Source organism: Pantoea sp. NSTU24, from assembly GCF_050157905.1.
Lineage (GTDB): Bacteria > Pseudomonadota > Gammaproteobacteria > Enterobacterales > Enterobacteriaceae > Pantoea.
This window is the reverse complement of record NZ_JBKIWZ010000003.1, coordinates 356,413-372,189: the sequence shown is the minus strand read 5'-3', so window position 1 is coordinate 372,189 and position 15,777 is coordinate 356,413. Positions and strand designations below refer to the sequence as shown.

Annotated in this window: 15 protein-coding genes and 1 riboswitch; of the genes, 7 read left to right on the top strand and 8 right to left on the bottom strand. The window is 57.8% G+C overall.

The genetic code is table 11. The annotated features are described in order from the left end of the window. Positions 1 to 3: 3 nt before the first annotated feature. The 3 genes from ACLHDD_RS20270 to ACLHDD_RS20260 all read left to right on the top strand — a co-directional run bounded on the left by ACLHDD_RS20270 (position 4) and on the right by ACLHDD_RS20260 (position 3,634). Complete coding sequence (locus tag ACLHDD_RS20270; RefSeq protein ID WP_085016762.1) at positions 4 to 990, top strand: tyrosine-type recombinase/integrase; 987 nt, start codon at positions 4 to 6, stop codon at positions 988 to 990. After that, positions 990 to 3,107: a tyrosine-type recombinase/integrase gene (locus tag ACLHDD_RS20265; protein WP_110412210.1), complete on the top strand. Its 2,118-nt coding sequence runs from the start codon at positions 990 to 992 to the stop codon at positions 3,105 to 3,107. Before ACLHDD_RS20270 ends, ACLHDD_RS20265 begins: the two co-directional genes overlap by 1 nt. Positions 3,108 to 3,232: 125 nt before the next feature. Beyond that, positions 3,233 to 3,634: a VOC family protein gene (locus tag ACLHDD_RS20260; RefSeq protein WP_085016764.1), complete on the top strand. Its 402-nt coding sequence runs from the start codon at positions 3,233 to 3,235 to the stop codon at positions 3,632 to 3,634. A gap of 167 nt (positions 3,635 to 3,801) precedes the next feature. On the opposite strand, the gene crcB is transcribed toward ACLHDD_RS20260, so the two are convergent. From crcB to ACLHDD_RS20220, 8 genes are all read right to left on the bottom strand, one after another. Further along, complete coding sequence (gene crcB / locus ACLHDD_RS20255) at positions 3,802 to 4,176, bottom strand: fluoride efflux transporter CrcB (RefSeq protein WP_010260804.1); 375 nt, start codon at positions 4,174 to 4,176, stop codon at positions 3,802 to 3,804. Positions 4,177 to 4,178: 2 nt separating this feature from the next. Beyond that, positions 4,179 to 4,886, bottom strand: a complete 708-nt coding sequence (locus tag ACLHDD_RS20250; RefSeq protein ID WP_085016765.1) for a 2,3-bisphosphoglycerate-dependent phosphoglycerate mutase — start codon at positions 4,884 to 4,886, stop codon at positions 4,179 to 4,181. Positions 4,887 to 4,929: 43 nt separating this feature from the next. After that, entirely contained in the window at positions 4,930 to 6,219 is a 1,290-nt protein-coding gene (gene eno / locus ACLHDD_RS20245; protein WP_085016766.1) for a phosphopyruvate hydratase, read from the bottom strand. A gap of 15 nt (positions 6,220 to 6,234) precedes the next feature. Next, positions 6,235 to 6,660, bottom strand: coding sequence for a universal stress protein (locus ACLHDD_RS20240; RefSeq protein WP_085016767.1), 426 nt, complete (start codon positions 6,658 to 6,660; stop codon positions 6,235 to 6,237). Further along, on the bottom strand, positions 6,657 to 7,565 hold the full coding sequence (locus tag ACLHDD_RS20235) for a DHHA2 domain-containing protein (protein WP_085016768.1): 909 nt from the start codon (positions 7,563 to 7,565) through the stop codon (positions 6,657 to 6,659). Before ACLHDD_RS20235 ends, ACLHDD_RS20240 begins: the two co-directional genes overlap by 4 nt. 78 nt (positions 7,566 to 7,643) lie before the next feature. Beyond that, a riboswitch (Fluoride riboswitch) is annotated at positions 7,644 to 7,713 on the bottom strand. Positions 7,714 to 7,762: 49 nt separating this feature from the next. Continuing rightward, positions 7,763 to 8,362: a uracil-DNA glycosylase family protein gene (locus tag ACLHDD_RS20230; protein WP_085016769.1), complete on the bottom strand. Its 600-nt coding sequence runs from the start codon at positions 8,360 to 8,362 to the stop codon at positions 7,763 to 7,765. Next, complete coding sequence (locus ACLHDD_RS20225; RefSeq protein WP_085016770.1) at positions 8,359 to 9,519, bottom strand: TDT family transporter; 1,161 nt, start codon at positions 9,517 to 9,519, stop codon at positions 8,359 to 8,361. The genes ACLHDD_RS20230 and ACLHDD_RS20225 overlap by 4 nt, the downstream gene beginning before the upstream one ends. 152 nt (positions 9,520 to 9,671) lie before the next feature. Then, a complete protein-coding gene (locus ACLHDD_RS20220) occupies positions 9,672 to 10,670 on the bottom strand; it encodes a YncE family protein (RefSeq protein WP_085016771.1) in 999 nt (332 codons plus the stop codon). Between the two features lie 253 nt (positions 10,671 to 10,923). On the opposite strand from ACLHDD_RS20220, the gene umuC reads away from it, so the two are divergent. From umuC to ACLHDD_RS20200, 4 genes are all read left to right on the top strand, one after another. Continuing rightward, positions 10,924 to 11,949, top strand: coding sequence for a translesion error-prone DNA polymerase V subunit UmuC (gene umuC / locus ACLHDD_RS20215; protein ID WP_427105610.1), 1,026 nt, complete (start codon positions 10,924 to 10,926; stop codon positions 11,947 to 11,949). Between the two features lie 529 nt (positions 11,950 to 12,478). Further along, positions 12,479 to 13,219, top strand: a complete 741-nt coding sequence (locus tag ACLHDD_RS20210; protein ID WP_427105609.1) for a nitroreductase family protein — start codon at positions 12,479 to 12,481, stop codon at positions 13,217 to 13,219. Between the two features lie 164 nt (positions 13,220 to 13,383). Then, on the top strand, positions 13,384 to 14,586 hold the full coding sequence (locus ACLHDD_RS20205) for an MFS transporter (RefSeq protein ID WP_427105608.1): 1,203 nt from the start codon (positions 13,384 to 13,386) through the stop codon (positions 14,584 to 14,586). Between the two features lie 445 nt (positions 14,587 to 15,031). Then, positions 15,032 to 15,712, top strand: a complete 681-nt coding sequence (locus ACLHDD_RS20200; RefSeq protein WP_427105607.1) for a type 1 glutamine amidotransferase domain-containing protein — start codon at positions 15,032 to 15,034, stop codon at positions 15,710 to 15,712. Positions 15,713 to 15,777: the final 65 nt, after the last annotated feature.

The following is a 15,777-nucleotide window of genomic DNA, read 5'->3' as shown; positions in this document are numbered from 1 at the left end:
ACGATGCTGATCCCACCGAATGAACAAAGCCTATTGCTGGCAGAGCGCTGGCTGAAACTGTTATCCGATCTCGGGCGGGCGCAGGGCACACTCACCGCCTACCGTAGCGCCCTTCATCATTACTTTTCGTTCTGCAGCGAGAACGGAATTGAACCTGAAAAAGCCCGGTTTGAAGACCTCGCCGCCTACATCCGCCCTCAGCTGCCTGGCATGCCTTACCCTGCGGCCAGTGCCACGCTCCAGCTGCGCCTGTCTGCTATCCGTCTCTGGTATGACTTTCTTGTTTATCAGGATATATGCAGTCTCAATCCGCTACCCCGCGCGGGTTTACCGGGTGCCATTTATACCGGGCGGGGGCTTGTCCCGCGTATCACCCGCTTACCTGTAATACCTGACAATGAACAATGGCTGAGATTTCTTAAACATGTTTCAGCTGCTTCCCTGCGGGACCGGCTGATGCTCGCACTGGCCTATTTTGGTGCACTCCGCCGTGCAGAGGTGACAGCCCTGACGCTTGAGGATATCGACCCTGCTCATCGCCTGATCCGTATCCGCCCGGAAACAACGAAAAGCCGGCGTGAAAGGGTTGTGTGCTATGGTCCGGACATTACGCCGGTACTGGCAAACCTTTTCCGGCAGCTGAAGCGGGCTGGCCGGACACAGGGGGCGTTGTTCCGTTCATTTTCTGATCGTAATTACGGCACTCCTCTTTCTGTGTGGAGCTGGAGTAAAACCGTGCGCAGATGGGCTCTGGATACGGGGCTTCCACAGATTACAACCCACACCTTTCGCCATCTTCGCCTGACCCATCTGGCTCGGGCCGGCTGGAAGCTGCATGAGCTGGCGACTTATGCTGGACACAGAGATCCGCGCACCACACAGATTTATATCCATCTGTCAGGGTCCGATCTGTCTGGCCGGATAACCGCAGCCGTAGCTGAAACCGACAGGAAAATCGCTGGCCTTATTTTTCAGGCGGGGGCTTACTGATGAGTGGAAAAAAAAACACAGTCACTTATATACCTTTCAAACGCACAGATTATCAGCTGAGCGATGCGCTGAGTCCTGAGGAAAAAGACGCGATACGTACAGGCTACCGGCGGTCTGCTGCGCTCGATCGGCCAGATTCCCTGCCATATTTGCTGCTGCCTCTGCAGGACATTGCCTCACGAAGCAGTATCAGTGTCAGACTTGCCAGAATTACCCTCCTTGCCGTTCTTGCAGAAACGCACCGGTCGGGTCAGCCCTGCTGGCAGTGGACGCAGGAAAGATGGTTAACGCTCTGTGAGCAACACTGTTCCGGCAGGCCCCTGCTTGCTGCTTTTGCCTTTCATCTCGGTCCGTTTTCTTCTCCGCTCAGCCTGCCAGTGCATGGCGCACCGTCGTTGTACGCCAGTGCTATATATGGCCGGAGTATTGTCAGTCATGAAATTAACCGGCTGACAGACGTTCTGATCTCAATGGGATATGCCGGGCAGAATCAGAAGCACAATATGTCCGGTATGCTGGGTGTACTGATGCTGATGAACAACGACCCGCGTCTTGAAACTTTTACGACAGACCTCCTGTGGCGGGGGCAGAACTGCCACGACCGGGGAATCGCAAGAGCTACGGGGAAAATATCCTGTGCGCTTGCTGCTATGGGAATTATAGAGAGCCCCCTGAGAATGCGTAACTATCAGGAATGGCATGAAAAGCCAACACAAGGTATCGCACCTGACTGGGCGCGGTGGTGCCGGATGTGGCGGGAAACGTCGGTACTCCGCCCCCGCTCCAGAGAAACTCAGTACAGTTTTATTCTCCGCTGTGGCCTGTGGCTTGCCCGGGAAAAGCCGGAAATATGCGAGCCCTCTGACTGGACAATGGAAACCTGCGCCAGCTTTATTGCAATGGTCGGCAGACTGAAAGTAGACGAGCTGTCACTGGATACAAAGAAAGGGGGCAGACAATCAAAACGCTCAGGAGAACCCCTGATGCCGCATTCCCGCAGCCGGTTTGTTTATGCCATTCGCCGTTTTATGCTTGATTATGAAAGCTGGGGATGGGGGCGATTAAAGTTCAGTCCGGCCCGCCATCTGTCCACGCCTGATACACCGCTGTTTCGTCAGGGCGTGAGCCCCCGCGTTATTGATGATCCGGTCTGGCTCAGACTGGTCTGGGCGAGTCTGAACCTGCGTCAGGAAGATTTGCTGAGCGAAATTCATTATCCCCTGTCTATGCTTCAGGCTATGGCGGTTATCTGGACGCATGCCGGGCTGCGACAGAACGAGCTGTTGCGCCTGACAATGAACTGCGTTACCCCACAGGTGGATGACATTCTGCAGGAAAACAGCAGCCCTGTCCCGGCCGGTACTCTGTGCTATCTCAGCGTACCAGCCGGCAAAACGTCTAAAGCTTTTGTTAAGCCAGTCTCGTCTGTTGTGAAAAAATATGTCGATATCTGGCTCAGTGAGCGTCCTCAGGAGCAGGCAGCATTTACGGATGAACGCACCGGTGAAAAAGTTCGTTATCTGTTTCAGAACCGGGGTAAACCGGTGGGAAGAAACATAATAAATCTCACTGTCATTCCGCTTCTCTGCGCCAGAGCGGGTATGTCTGTGGAAGATTCACGCGGTCCCATTACCAGCCACCGCGGCCGTGCTTCTGCCGTTACAGCACTGGCCAGTGTTGCCGGGGGGATGTCTTTACATGAGCTGATGCAGTGGTCCGGCCATTCATCCCCACAGTCAACCCTGCATTATATTCGTATACGTCCGACTCAGCTGGCCGCTTCGTTCGTCAAAGCCGACAGGGTCTCTCATATGATAAGCGTGCTGATTGACCACGATCCGGAAGCCGCCAGTCTGACCGGACCCGCGACGTACTATGATCTGGGTGACTCATACTGCACGAACCCTTTCTGGAGCAGCTGTCAGCACCGGATGGCCTGCATCGGCTGCGATTTTAACCTGCTTAAAGACAGCGCGCGCGGGCTGATAATGGAGAGTAAAGCATCCATCCGGCGTTACCTCGAAGAGGTTCCGCTCACTCCCGATGAGAGATCCATACTGGAGCAGGATGCTGAAAAGGTTGAGCGGGTTCTTACAAGACTGGATCCACAATCCTGACGGATCAGATGCTTACAATGTCCGGCCTGAGGGTGTCAGCGCAGAGTCAGTACAGACGACCGAACGTCGTATCTGATATAAATCTGATTATAGCGGGCGTGATGCCGTAACTGATGGAGCCGCAGATGAGAAAACAGAAGCGATGTATGGGGTATGTGGCTGTTGTGGTCGATGACTACGATCGTGCAATTGAGTATTACACCGATAAGCTGGGCTTTACCCTGATTGAGGACACGCCGCAGCCGGGTAAGCGCTGGGTCGTGGTGACGCCGGACCCTGACAGCGACTGTGCTATTCTTCTTGCCCGCGCGTCGAACGATCGGCAGGAAGGCTTTATCGGCAATCAGTGCGGCGGACGGGTTTTTCTGTTCCTGCAGACCGACAACTTCTGGCGCGACTACAATGCTATGAAGGCAAAAGGCGTCCACTTCTGTCAGGAGCCGCGGGAGGAAGAATACGGAATGGTTGTCGTGTTTGAGGACATCTATGGCAATCGCTGGGACCTTTACCAGAACAGACAGACCTGAAACTCTGTCACGACAGTGCCCCGGATTTACGAGAAGCATTACAGGCGTAAACCCTGTCGGGTCAGGCCCGCAGAGAGCGCTTCTGAACAATATACTGAACTGTCTGACCTCAGTGCAGCGGTCGCTGCACTGAGGTCTCGCCTGGATTAAAGGCCGTACGGTCCGGGTTAACCACACAGCGTCATGATATAAAATCCGGCCGCCGTCATGGCCAGCGAACCCAGCACGTGTATCAGCACCGAGGCGGCTGCCCAGGCATAGCTGCCTGACTGCAGCAGGGCAAAAACCTCAGCTGAAAATGTGGAGAAGGTCGTCATTCCTCCACACAGCCCGGTGGTAATGAGCAGCCGCCAGGCCGGATCGAGGCCGGGATGGCGCAGAAAATACGCCAGGGCCGCCCCGATGATAAATCCACCCAGCAGGTTGACCAGCAGCGTCCCCGGCGGCAGGTCCGGAAAAAGCGCATTCAGGCGCGCGCCCAGCTGCCAGCGGATAACACACCCTAAAGCACCGCCGGTGATGACGGCAAAAAGCTGATTCACGTTCACTCCTTTTTTTTAATATTCAGAACATCACGGGACACGACCTGGGCGGCCGCATCCATCTGATATACGACCGGCACGCCGGTCGGGATGTGCAGCTGTGCCACGCTGTCGTAAGGCATGCCGTCCAGGAAGGCGGTCAGGGCGCGCAGCGTGTTGCCGTGCGCCACAACCAGAACGGAACTTCCGCAGCGTAACTGCGGTACCACAGCATGCTGCCAGTACGGCATGACGCGGCGCAGCGTCATTTCCAGGCTTTCCGTTGCAGGCAGGTCGGCCAGCGCAACGCGGCGGTAGCGCAGATCCCGACGCAGCTGCGCCGGAGCCTCCGCGTCCGCGGGCGGAATGCCGCTGAAGCTTTTGCGCCAGAGCCGGACAGTCTCTTCCCCCATTATCCGGGCAGCGTCGTCCTTGTTCAGCCCCTGCAGCGCCCCGTAGTGGCGCTCATTCAGTCGCCAGCTCTTTTCCACGGGCGTCCAGCTGCGGTCAAGACGGTCCAGCACCCGCCAGACCGTGTGAACGCAGCGTGTCATCACCGAGGTGAAGACACGGTCGGGCATCAGGCCCGCTGCCCGCAACGCGTCACCGGCCCGGTCGGCCTCCTGCCGCCCCCTGACCGTCAGCGGCACGTCTGTCCATCCGGTAAAACGGTTTTCCCGGTTCCACTGGCTTTCGCCGTGACGCAAAAGGATCAGCGTTGCAGAGGCCACAGGCATTCCTTCTGTGCCGGACGGGGACCGTCCGGCGGATGTGCTACGTGCGGCGCACAAACGCATGAAGCCCCGCGTAGTGCGCATCGTCACCCAGCGCCTGCTCAATGCGCATCAGCTGGTTGTACTTTTCCACGCGTTCGCCGCGGCACGGCGCGCCGGTTTTCAGGTGTCCCGCGCGCAGGGCCACCGTCAGGTCGGCAAGGAACGTGTCCGTGGTTTCCCCGCTGCGGTGGGACATGAACGCGCCCCAGCCGTGCCGCTGGCAGAGCGCCACGGCGTCCAGCGTTTCGCTGAGCGAGCCTATCTGATTGAGTTTAATCAGTGCGGCGCTGGCGAGGTTTTCGTCAATGCCGCGCTGGATATACTTCACGTTGGTGACAAACAGGTCGTCACCAACCAGTTCGGCCCTGCCCGCAAGCTGCCGGTGCAAATGCTTCCAGCCCGCCCAGTCGTCCTCGGCCAGGCCGTCTTCCAGCAGGATGACGGGAAACTGGTCCATCAGCTCGCCGTAGTATGCCGTCATTTCCGCCGCGCTCAGCGCGCTGCCCTCGGTGCGCAGATGATATTTGCCGTCTGCGAAAAACTCACTTGAGGCAGGGTCCATGCAGATGCTGATGTCTTCTCCGGGCCGGTATCCGGCTTTCTCAATGGCCTGTACGATAAACGCCAGCGGGTCGCGGTTTGACGACACGGCGGGCGCAAAACCGCCTTCGTCGCCCACTGCCGCCGACAGGTTGTTGTCCAGCAGGATCTGGCGCAGCGCCTGGTAGACCTCGCTGCCCTGACGTACGGCCTCGCGCAGCGTGGGTGCGCCGTGCGGGGCTATCATGAACTCCTGAAAGTCCGCGCCCTGACCGCGGGCGTGCACGCCGCCGTTGATAATGTTCATGCACGGCACGGGCAGCAGGTTCGCCTGCAGGCCACCCAGGTAGCGCCACAGCGGCTCGTGGGAGGCCTGTGCCGCCAGCCGGGCCACCGCCAGCGACACGCCCAGAATGGCATTGGCACCCAGGCGACTCTTGTTCTCCGTGCCGTCCAGCGCCAGCATGATGTTGTCCAGCTGACGCTGTTCGCGCACGTCGCTGCCGCGCACGGCCTGGCAGATTTCCGTATTAACCGCCCTGACGGCATCCAGCACGCCTTTACCGCCAAAACGGTGTGCGTCACCGTCGCGGCGCTCTGCGGCCTCGCGCGAGCCGGTACTGGCCCCGGAAGGCACCGAGGCGCGCGCCATCATCCCGTCCGTAGTCCGGGCTTCAACTTCAACGGTGGGGTTGCCGCGCGAGTCAAGAATTTCACGGGCGGTTACGTTATCCAGTGTAAAGCGCATGGTGTTTCTCCCGGTTCAGTCAGTCAGGTGAGTGATAAGCACATCCACCGTAAGGTGGTTGATGTAGTCCGCCGAGCGGGAGGTGAGCATTCCCATAAAGCGGTTTCGGTGCCCGGCAAGCACGAGGTCCACGCCCAGCTCCGCGATGCACTTCTCCACGTCCTCAACGCGGCGCATGGTCACCAGCTCCCGCGTGTCTACCGTCTCAGGCACGGAGGCCGCCAGCTCACTCATAAACGCTTTGCCTTTCAGCACCTCCTCCGACACGACGTCGTCCATCAGGCTGTCAGACACGTAGTTCATCTCCCGGTAGTCGTCGCTGATGTGCGCCAGGGTGATTTTCATGCCGAGCGGCTGCGCCAGCGCGACCGCCCGTTTCAGCAGAAGAGTGCCGTCGTTTTTATCGTTCACAAGTATCAGTGCGTGGGTGTAGCAGGTCATAATGAACCTCCGTTCTGGTTAAGGCGGGACTCAAGCCACGGCAGAAGCTGCTTTTTGCGGCTGAGCATGCCCGGTACGGAGCAGGAGGCGACGTTAACGCTCTCCCGCCCGGCGAAGTAAAGCGTTGAGAACCCGGTACGAATGTCGGTCAGCATCAGCACCGCCAGGCCAGCTCCCGACTGGTCTGCCAGATACGCCAGTGCTGCGAGCAGGTCGTTCATCACGGGGGCAACCTGTGACGGTGAGCTGACCTCAATCTGGGCTATGCGCACGTCGGTGCCGGCAATGACGAAGGCCTTGAGGTCCCTGTCCAGCAGCTGCTGTGCGCTGAGGCCGCTGACGTCTGTTTTTGCGGTGAGGAGGTCACGGGCGAAGGCTCTGCGGTTTACGCCAGACAGTGCGCCCAGTTCGGTCGCCGAACGGATATCGTCTTCGGTGGTGGTCGGCGAGCGAAGATTCACGGTATCACTCAGGAGTGCGCCCAGCAGAAGCACGGCGAGCGTCGGGGGCAGCATGCGGCGCGCTTCTGCGTCCATCAGCAGCCAGAGCAGCGTGGCGCTGCTGCCAACCGGGCGAATATGTACCTCCGGCGGCAGTTGCGTTATCAGCCCGCCCAGCCGGTGGTGGTCAGTGATGCCCACGACGTTGCTCCGGAGCAGGTCGTCAGGCCCCTGTGCCGGTTCGGTGAAATCGACCAGCCAGACCCGTTCATCCTTTAGCGGAAAAGCGAGCAGCGGCGGCAGCGTGAGGCCGGCGGCGTCAAAGATAAAGCGGGTTTCCCGGTTAGCCTCGCCGAGACGCCATGCGCGGGCATCCATTCCGCGCCCGGTCAGCCAGTGTGCGGTGACGACGGTCGTGCAGATGGCGTCGCTGTCAGGATTAATGTGGCCAAAAACGTGTATCACAGGTCTCTCCCCATAGAGGGAAGTACGCAGGCCGGGAGGAAAGTAAGGACGGCCTGACGCACCTCCTGAAAATCAAGAGTCACATCAGGCGTCATCAGCTCCTGAACGGAGCGGTTGGGAAGGGTGGAACGCCATCACCCTGTACTGTGAGTATAGAGCCGGTTGCAAAACCTGTCAGTATTATTCCGGCGGCGCTCTCAGCCCGCCAGCGCAGTGCGTGCCTCGCGGAGCACCTGGCGGATGTTTTCCGGCACTGCCGGGCTTGTGCAAAGCGACAGCGGGCTGGGGTGAGGCATAGTCAGCACCGTGACGCCGGGGCGAAGGCAGCTGACCGTCCCGCGGGCCTGCGCCGCTACGGCACCGGCCAGCACCACCACGCGCAGCGCGGGCAGATACGCCAGCACGCCCTCAAGCCAGGCGCAGCCGCTGCGGATGTCCGCCGCTGAGGGCCGTTTCTGCGGCCCGTCACTGACCCAGGGCACCGTATTCCACAGCACGCTGTCCCGGCGCGCAATACCGGCCTCCGCCAGAAACCGCCCCAGATTCTGCTGGGCCGGCCCCGGGTTATCTCGCGAAACGAACCGGGGTGACGGGCTGCTGCGCGCCGGCGACTGCAGCAGGACAAGCAGTCCGGCCCCGGTCCCGCCGTCGGCCGGATCAAACCACGGCAGTTCCACGCCGGCCTGACGCTGCCCGCTGACCCAGCGATTCAGCGCGGCTACGTGCGGCGCGGTAATCGCCGCGAGGCGCTCCTCGCGCAGAAAGGGGTCCAGCAGCGACGTGCAGGTTTCACTCACGACTTCCGGTCCAGGCCTGCCAGGCAGGGGGAAACAAAGAGTTTCCCGCTCCATGCCCCGCGCACCGTCTTCACAGCGACAAGCAGCCACATGGCGGCCAGCATGACGACAAGAAGCGCGCCGAAGCCTTTAAAGAACGCCAGGTCAACGAGGGTGGACAGCTTCAGCGTGGCGACGGTGTACACGCCCAGCGGGAAGGTAAAGCCCCACCATCCCAGGTTGAACGGAATGCCTTCACGAAAGTATCGCACGGTTATCAGCGTGGCCAGCAGCATCCACCACAGGCCGCAGCCCCAGAAGAGAATGCCGGCAACGAACCCCACGCCCTGCGCGATGTGAGCGATTTCCGGCATGCCCGCCGCGGCAAACACCCCGGGCGCATCGCCGCCGATGACCAGCATACCGAGCGAACCGGTGCCAATCGGCCCCAGGGCCAGCCAGCTTGAGGCTGCCATGCTTTCGTGCGGCAGCTTGTGCAGGGCCATACGCAGCAGCAGGATGGCAAGGATGCTCAGCGCCACCGGTACGGAGTAAGCCCACAGCACGTAGCTGGTAATAATGATGCCGAGCTGCGCGTGGGTGTCGGCAATGTGCGGCGCCAGCAGGCCGCCGCTGACCGCTGCGACCTCGGCAGCCACAACCGGCAGTAACCAGACGGCCGTCATCTGGTCAATGCTGTGCTGCTGCCGGGTAAACATCATGTAAGGAATACACACGCCGCACAGCAGCGACATCGCCACGTCCAGCCACCACAGGGCGTGCGCCACCGGAATGACGTCTGCGCCCCACCGGGGAAGACCGAACGCCAGCAGGCCGTTGATGATGGTCGCCATGCCCATCGGGATGGTGCCGAAGAACATGGACACGGTTGAATGGCCGAAGATGCGCTTTGCCTCACCGAAGTACATGACCCAGCGGGCCAGATACATCACGGCAAAAACGCTGAACAGCAGGATGTTAAACATCCACAGCCCTTCCGCGACGAGGCGCAATCCCGGAACCGGCCAGGGGAACTGCGCCAGAGACAGCGACAGGATACCGGTTCCCATGGTGGCGGCGAACCAGTTTGGCGTGAACTGACGTATGGCCTCTTTCGGGCTGCTCAGCGCGCTCAGCGGGCGTGCTCCGTTATGCAGGGTAAATATTTTATCGTTCATGCCGGGATCTCCTGTGTAAACAGAAACAGTATAGGCATGCAGACGTAAATCTTTAAAACAGGTTATTCAGCTAAAATAAATCTGTAAAAGTGGTTTATCCTCCCTCACCCTGCGAAAGACTGTTACTGCACCGGAGTGAGGGAGGGACTGAATCAGGCCTTCGGCGGGCTTTTAATCGTGGCCGTGACGCGGTTCTGTTTCAGGTCAACCACCGAAATACTGAGGTCTTTATTCAGCACCCACGCGCGGGCACTGTCTTTACTGAAAACGATGGCCTGACGGGGCGCATCCAGTCCGGTAACAGTGGCGACCACCTTACCGGCGGCGGTATCAATAACGGAGAGGCTGTTGTCACCCAGGTTGCCGCTGTAAACATAGCGGTTATCCGGTGTCAGGGCGGCACCGTAAGGGTCCTGCCCCACGGGAATGGTTGCCGTAATGGCGCGCTTCTGCGTGTCAACCACTGCGATGGTGTTGCTCCCGCTGTTAGCCGCGTAAAGCGTGCGGCCGTCGGCGCTGACAGAAATGGCGCGCAGCTTGCTGAAGCCGGTTATCTCGCCGCGAATCTCACCCGTTACGGCGTCAACGAGGGTGATTTTATCGCCCTTAAAGTTGGTGACGTAGACGGTTTTGCCGTCCGGGCTGATTTTGATGCCCTGACGGGGCTGAGCAAAACCCGTCACAACCGAAACGGGCCGGTTGTGGGTCAGGTCATACACCGAGAGTGTGCTGGCGGCTTCGTTATTCACATACAGACGCTGACCGTCACGGCTGATGGCTGTACCGAATGCCCCGGCCCCCAGCGGCAGCGTGGTCTCCACGTCAAGCGTCCCGGTGCTGATTTTTCTGACCACGCCGAGGCTGCTGTCTGAAAGATATACAGCCTTCCCGTCGGGGGAGAAAAGCGCATTGCGGGGCGTGACGTATCCCTTCAGCACCTTTCTGACTTTGCCGTTAACCAGGTCGTAAACCACCACGTCAGGGCGCTCACTGTAGGAGGCCACCGCCGTTTTTTCATCGGGACTGACAGCAAGAGAATTGTTGTGGATATCGCCGTCAAACGTCCAGCGCGCCTCTGCGGCACCGGCGAGGGTGCTGATGAGAAGAAGCGCCACCGCGGTCAGTCCCGGGATCCTGTATTTTTTTATCATCATTTTTCCTGCATAGGGGGTGGTAAGGGATAAGACTCATTGCCCGCTTAAGGGCTTCAGAAGAAGCATGGCAGATAACCCCCTCTCAGGGAAATCGATTTTCCGGCTATGTCTTACCAGTTCACTTCTTTATGCTCTGAGCGGAGGTAAACTGCAGCAATTTAAGGCTGAATAAGTGGGGCTCTGGATTTCAGTCCATGAGGAATAGTTGCTCATTTTTTTTGTTTAAATTGCATTCCACATAAATGGCGACATGTCGGCACGTATGATGGCGATACTGGGAGAAATGGCTGCGGGACAGGAGGTTTACTCTATAGACGAGTGTTTTCTGGATGTCACCGGAATCAGCAGCCTTACACCACCTGAAATATACGGTCAGCAGATGCGCGAGCGTATCCGCAGGGAAACTGGACTCATCATCGGCGTGGGGCTTGCGCCGACAAAAACGCTGGCAAAACTGGCCAACCATGCGGCAAAGAAGTGGACACAGACGAACGGCGTCGTGGACCTGTCCGACAGAATCCGTCAGCGGAAACTCCTGCACCTGACTGACGTCAGTGATATCTGGGGAATTGGTCTGCGCATCAGCAGGCGCATGAATCAGCTGGGAATAACGACGGCTCTGCAACTGGCTGAGAGTAACATCAGTATGATACGGAAAAATTTTGACGTCATCGTCGAGCGTATTACCCGTGAGCTGAATGGCGAGTGCTGCATCGCGCTTGAGGATGCACCGCAGCCGAAACAGCACATACTGAACTCGCGATCTTTTGGTGAAAGAGTCGAAAAACCTGAAGACATGCAGCAGGCAGTCGTGCTGTATGCCACACGCGCGGCAGAAAAGCTCAGGGAGCAGAACTCGCGCTGCAGGCTAATCAGTGTCTCCATCGCTACTGCCCGTCATGGTAATGAACCACAATATTCAAATACCGCCTCACGTATCAGCGATTATCCGACGAACGATACGCGCGACATTATTGACCTGGCGCTTCGGGGGCTTTCAGCTATCTGGCGGGATGGCTACCGGTATGCCAAAGCCGGTGTCATGCTGGGTGATTTTTACCAGTCAGGCGTGGCGCAGTTTGACATGTTCAGTGAGCAGCAGCCGCGTGCGAATGCAGACGCCTTGATGGCGGCACTGGACGGCATTAATCGCTCAGGAAAAGGAAAAGTCTGGTTTGCAGGGCAGGGAGAGCGCGACAGCTCATGGCAGATGAAGCGCGAAAGGTTGTCGCCACGCTATACAACAAGGCTGAAAGATATTCCGGGAATAAAATAGCCATTACTGATAAAGCGAAAATGGACAGGGCATTATTTAGTGTAAAGGGGCTATGTGCCACAAGCGGACGTCAGGTCTGACTTATATTACATATATTGCGATCAAGACTCTCAACAGAATTTAATGCCTCACCCGTCTCACATGTTGATGATTGAGACGCCGTCTGGATTGGCAATGGTGGACAGAACGGTGTAAGGCAAGCCGGGCGACAAAGTGGCATTCCAGCTCGGCGATTACACTCAGCGGCAGAAACTGTTCAATACGGGGATTAGCACCCAGGATGGCGAGACTATCGAGGGGATGGACTGGAGGGAATCATCGTGCCGGGAAAAGTGACCATAACGATTGTAACGGTATAAGATCCGTTCAGGCCGGTAATATAAATCCAGTGACTTTCACCCTGGTTTTCAGAAGCGTACATATACGTGTAAATACTAAAAAACAGTTACAAAAGCCCGCCCAAAAACCCTCGAATTACCAAGCATGTATGCACTGTACTGTTATAGTTGCGCTTTCTATGGGAGGAACCATGAGCGATTTGATTGATATTTTCACCAGCCATAAAAGTGAACGCAGTTTTACCGAGCGGCCCGTCGACGAGGCTGTGCTGGATCGTATTATCAGCACCGCTTATCGCGCACCCACCTCCGTCAACTCACAGCAGGTTTCAGTTGTCATTACCCGTGATGCCGGACGCCGCGCTGAGATCGCCGCTATTGCAGGTGGCCAGCCGTGGATCGCGAAAGCCCCCATCTTTATCACTTTCGTACTGGATATGCATAAATCAGCAGTGGCGATCGACGCGGTCGGTCAGCAGCAGATTGCGCATGAAAGCATTGAAAGTATCGTGTCGGGTGCAACCGATATCGGTATTGCGTTGGGGTCGGTCATGGCCGCTGCGCGGGCAGAAGGGCTGGGCATCGTGCCGATTGGCGGAATTCGTCGCGATCCACAGGCGATGATTTCACTACTTGAGCTGCCGCCCCTGACTTTCCCGGTAGCGGGCGTGGTCATCGGTCATGTTGATGAGCCTGCGCATCAGAAACCGCGTTTACCGCTGGCGACGTTCCGCCATGATGAAACTTACCAGACGCAGGGCCTGGCACAGCAGATTGCGGCTTATAACGATGAAATGGTTCAGCACTGGAAAAACATTGGTCGCAGCGACGGCGAAAGCTGGAGTGACAGCGTCAGTGGTTACTACAGACACATCTACTTCCCGGACGTCCTGCCTGCACTACTGAAACAGGGTTTCGGAACAGATAAATAGTCCGCTCTTTTTCTGAGGTCTGAAAAGCAAAAAGCCACTCGTATAGTATTACGGGTGGCTTTTTCATTTTGTTACTATAACAGAGTGTGACTTTCCGGGTTGTAGCACATAATTTTTTAACCGAAGCGCCACTCTCTTTAACACTTACCTTCAAGGGATATGATATGTCTAAGCGTTCACTCTACGCGCTCTGCCTGATGAGTTTTTTTCTGGCTGATGTCCGCGACGGCCTGGGGCCGTTTCTGGGCATCTTTCTGACGGAACGACACTGGCGTCCTGACGAAATCGGTCTGGTGATGACCTGCGGCGGCATCGCTGGCCTTCTTGCTACGCTGCCGGCCGGGATCGCCGTTGACGCCACCCGTTATAAAAAGATGATCGTGCTGGTGGGCTGTCTGGTCATCACCGTCGCCACGCTACTGCTGTGGTACAGCAATCAGACCTGGACAGCAATGGTGTCTCAGATTGTGGCGGGCATTGCGGCGGCGTTTATCGGTCCGACCGTCGCGGGGATTACACTGGGGCTAACCGGCCAGCGAGGCTTTAACCAGCAGATGGGCCGCAACGAAGCCTTTAATCATGGCGGTAACACCATAGCGGCCTTACTGGCCGGGTTCTCCGCCTGGTACTGGGGAATGGGCGGTGTTTTTATTCTGATGACGGTAATGGCGATTTTCGCCGCTTTCGCCACGCTGGCAATACGTGGTGATGAGATCGATAACGAGGTGGCGCGTGGCTATGAGCAGCATGAGGAACGCCAGCCTGCGCTGGGCCTGGCGGTGCTGATGCGCAAACCGGCGCTGATGATCGCCGGTGTCACGCTGCTGCTGTTTCATCTCGCCAATGCCGCGTTACTGCCAATGCTGAGCATGCGTGTCGCTTCTGAGGGAGGACAGTCAGCGGTAAGCCCGGGTCTTTACGCGGCTGCCACGGTCGTGATCTCTCAGCTGGTCATGATCCCGGTTGCGCTGTGGGTTTCTAAGCGTGTCGAGACGCACGGTTTTCGTCTCTTTATCCTGATTGCCCTGATGATTTTGCCGCTGCGTGCTGTTATCGCGGCGAGTTTTGCCGGGCCCATCTTTGTCATTCCCGTTCAGGTACTGGATGGCGTTGCAGCCGGAATCCTTGGGGTGGCGGTGCCGGGTTATATCGTTTCTTTGCTGCGCGGAACAGGGCATGTCAACGCCGGACAGAGCGTCATTATGCTGATGCAGGGCGCAGGCGCGGCGCTGAGCCCCGCCATGACCGGGATGATCGCCGCGCGTTACTCTTACAGCACCGCCTTTGCGGTTCTCGGCGTTATTGCCCTGGCTGCGCTGATTCTGTGGTGGCGCACCGGCCACTCACCGGCTGCCCGGCTCGCCTGAGCCAGTAAAAAAGGCTGCCTTCAGGGCAGCCTTTTTTACTGGCCTGAATCCGGAGTAGCTCTTCAGCGATCCCATACGTTGTTCATCTGTCCGCCAGCTGTTCTGCTTTCGGCGTCGCCCGCATCCGGAAACGAACAGGAATGAATTGCGTGGCGTTGAGGTTTACCTGCCCGGTTAAGCGCCTTTGAGCGTATGGGCTGCGCAATAACCGGTGCTCAACAGCGCGCGTGACGCGGCGCGCTTCTCTTATCATTAGCAGAGGGGTCTGAGAAATCAGGTCACACGGGTTAAGCTATAATGTTATGTGAATGACTGAAATTTAAGAAATAAATGACCTGAATAGTCAGGATCCCGTCCCAGCCAGGTGTCACGCAGCCAGGGGCGAGGCGCACGCCGATTCTGACTATCCCGGAACCTCAACCACAGACTGTGAAATGGAGCGGAAATGAAAATTTTGATGGTGTTGACCTCGCATGACGAGTTGGGTAACACCGGTAAGAAAACCGGTTTCTGGCTGGAAGAGCTTGCCGCGCCTTACTATGCGTTTCTGGATGCGGGAGCAGAGATTACGCTGGCATCCCCGAAAGGGGGTCAGCCTCCGCTGGATCCGAAAAGTGATGAACCGGATTCTCAGACGGATGAGACTCGCCGCTTCCATGCTGACAGCAAGGCGCAGGCCGCACTGGCCTCAACCGTACCGCTGAATAGTGTCGACCAGGCCGCTTTCGATGCCGTTTTCTATCCGGGCGGTCATGGTCCACTGTGGGATCTGGCGAACGACGAGCACTCCATTTCGCTGATTGAGCAGACCCTGCAGGCGGGCAAACCCGTTGCGCTGGTCTGTCATGCGCCTGGCGTACTGCGTCACGTTAAAAATGCGGATGGCACACCGCTGGTTAAGGGCAAAAAGGTCACCGGATTCACCAACAGTGAAGAAGAGGGCGTTGGACTGACCGATGTGGTGCCGTTCCTGGTGGAAGATGCCCTGAAAGAAAACGGTGGCCTCTATTCACGCGGAGATGACTGGCAATCCTATACCGTGCAGGATGGTCTGTTGATTACCGGACAGAATCCCGGCTCCTCGGCGGAAACGGCGAAGGTGTTGCTGTCGACGCTGGCGAAATAAACAGATATCCGTTCTGAGAGGGCGCCTGCGGGCGCCTTTTTTATTTCATCAGGTTGCTGAATAAA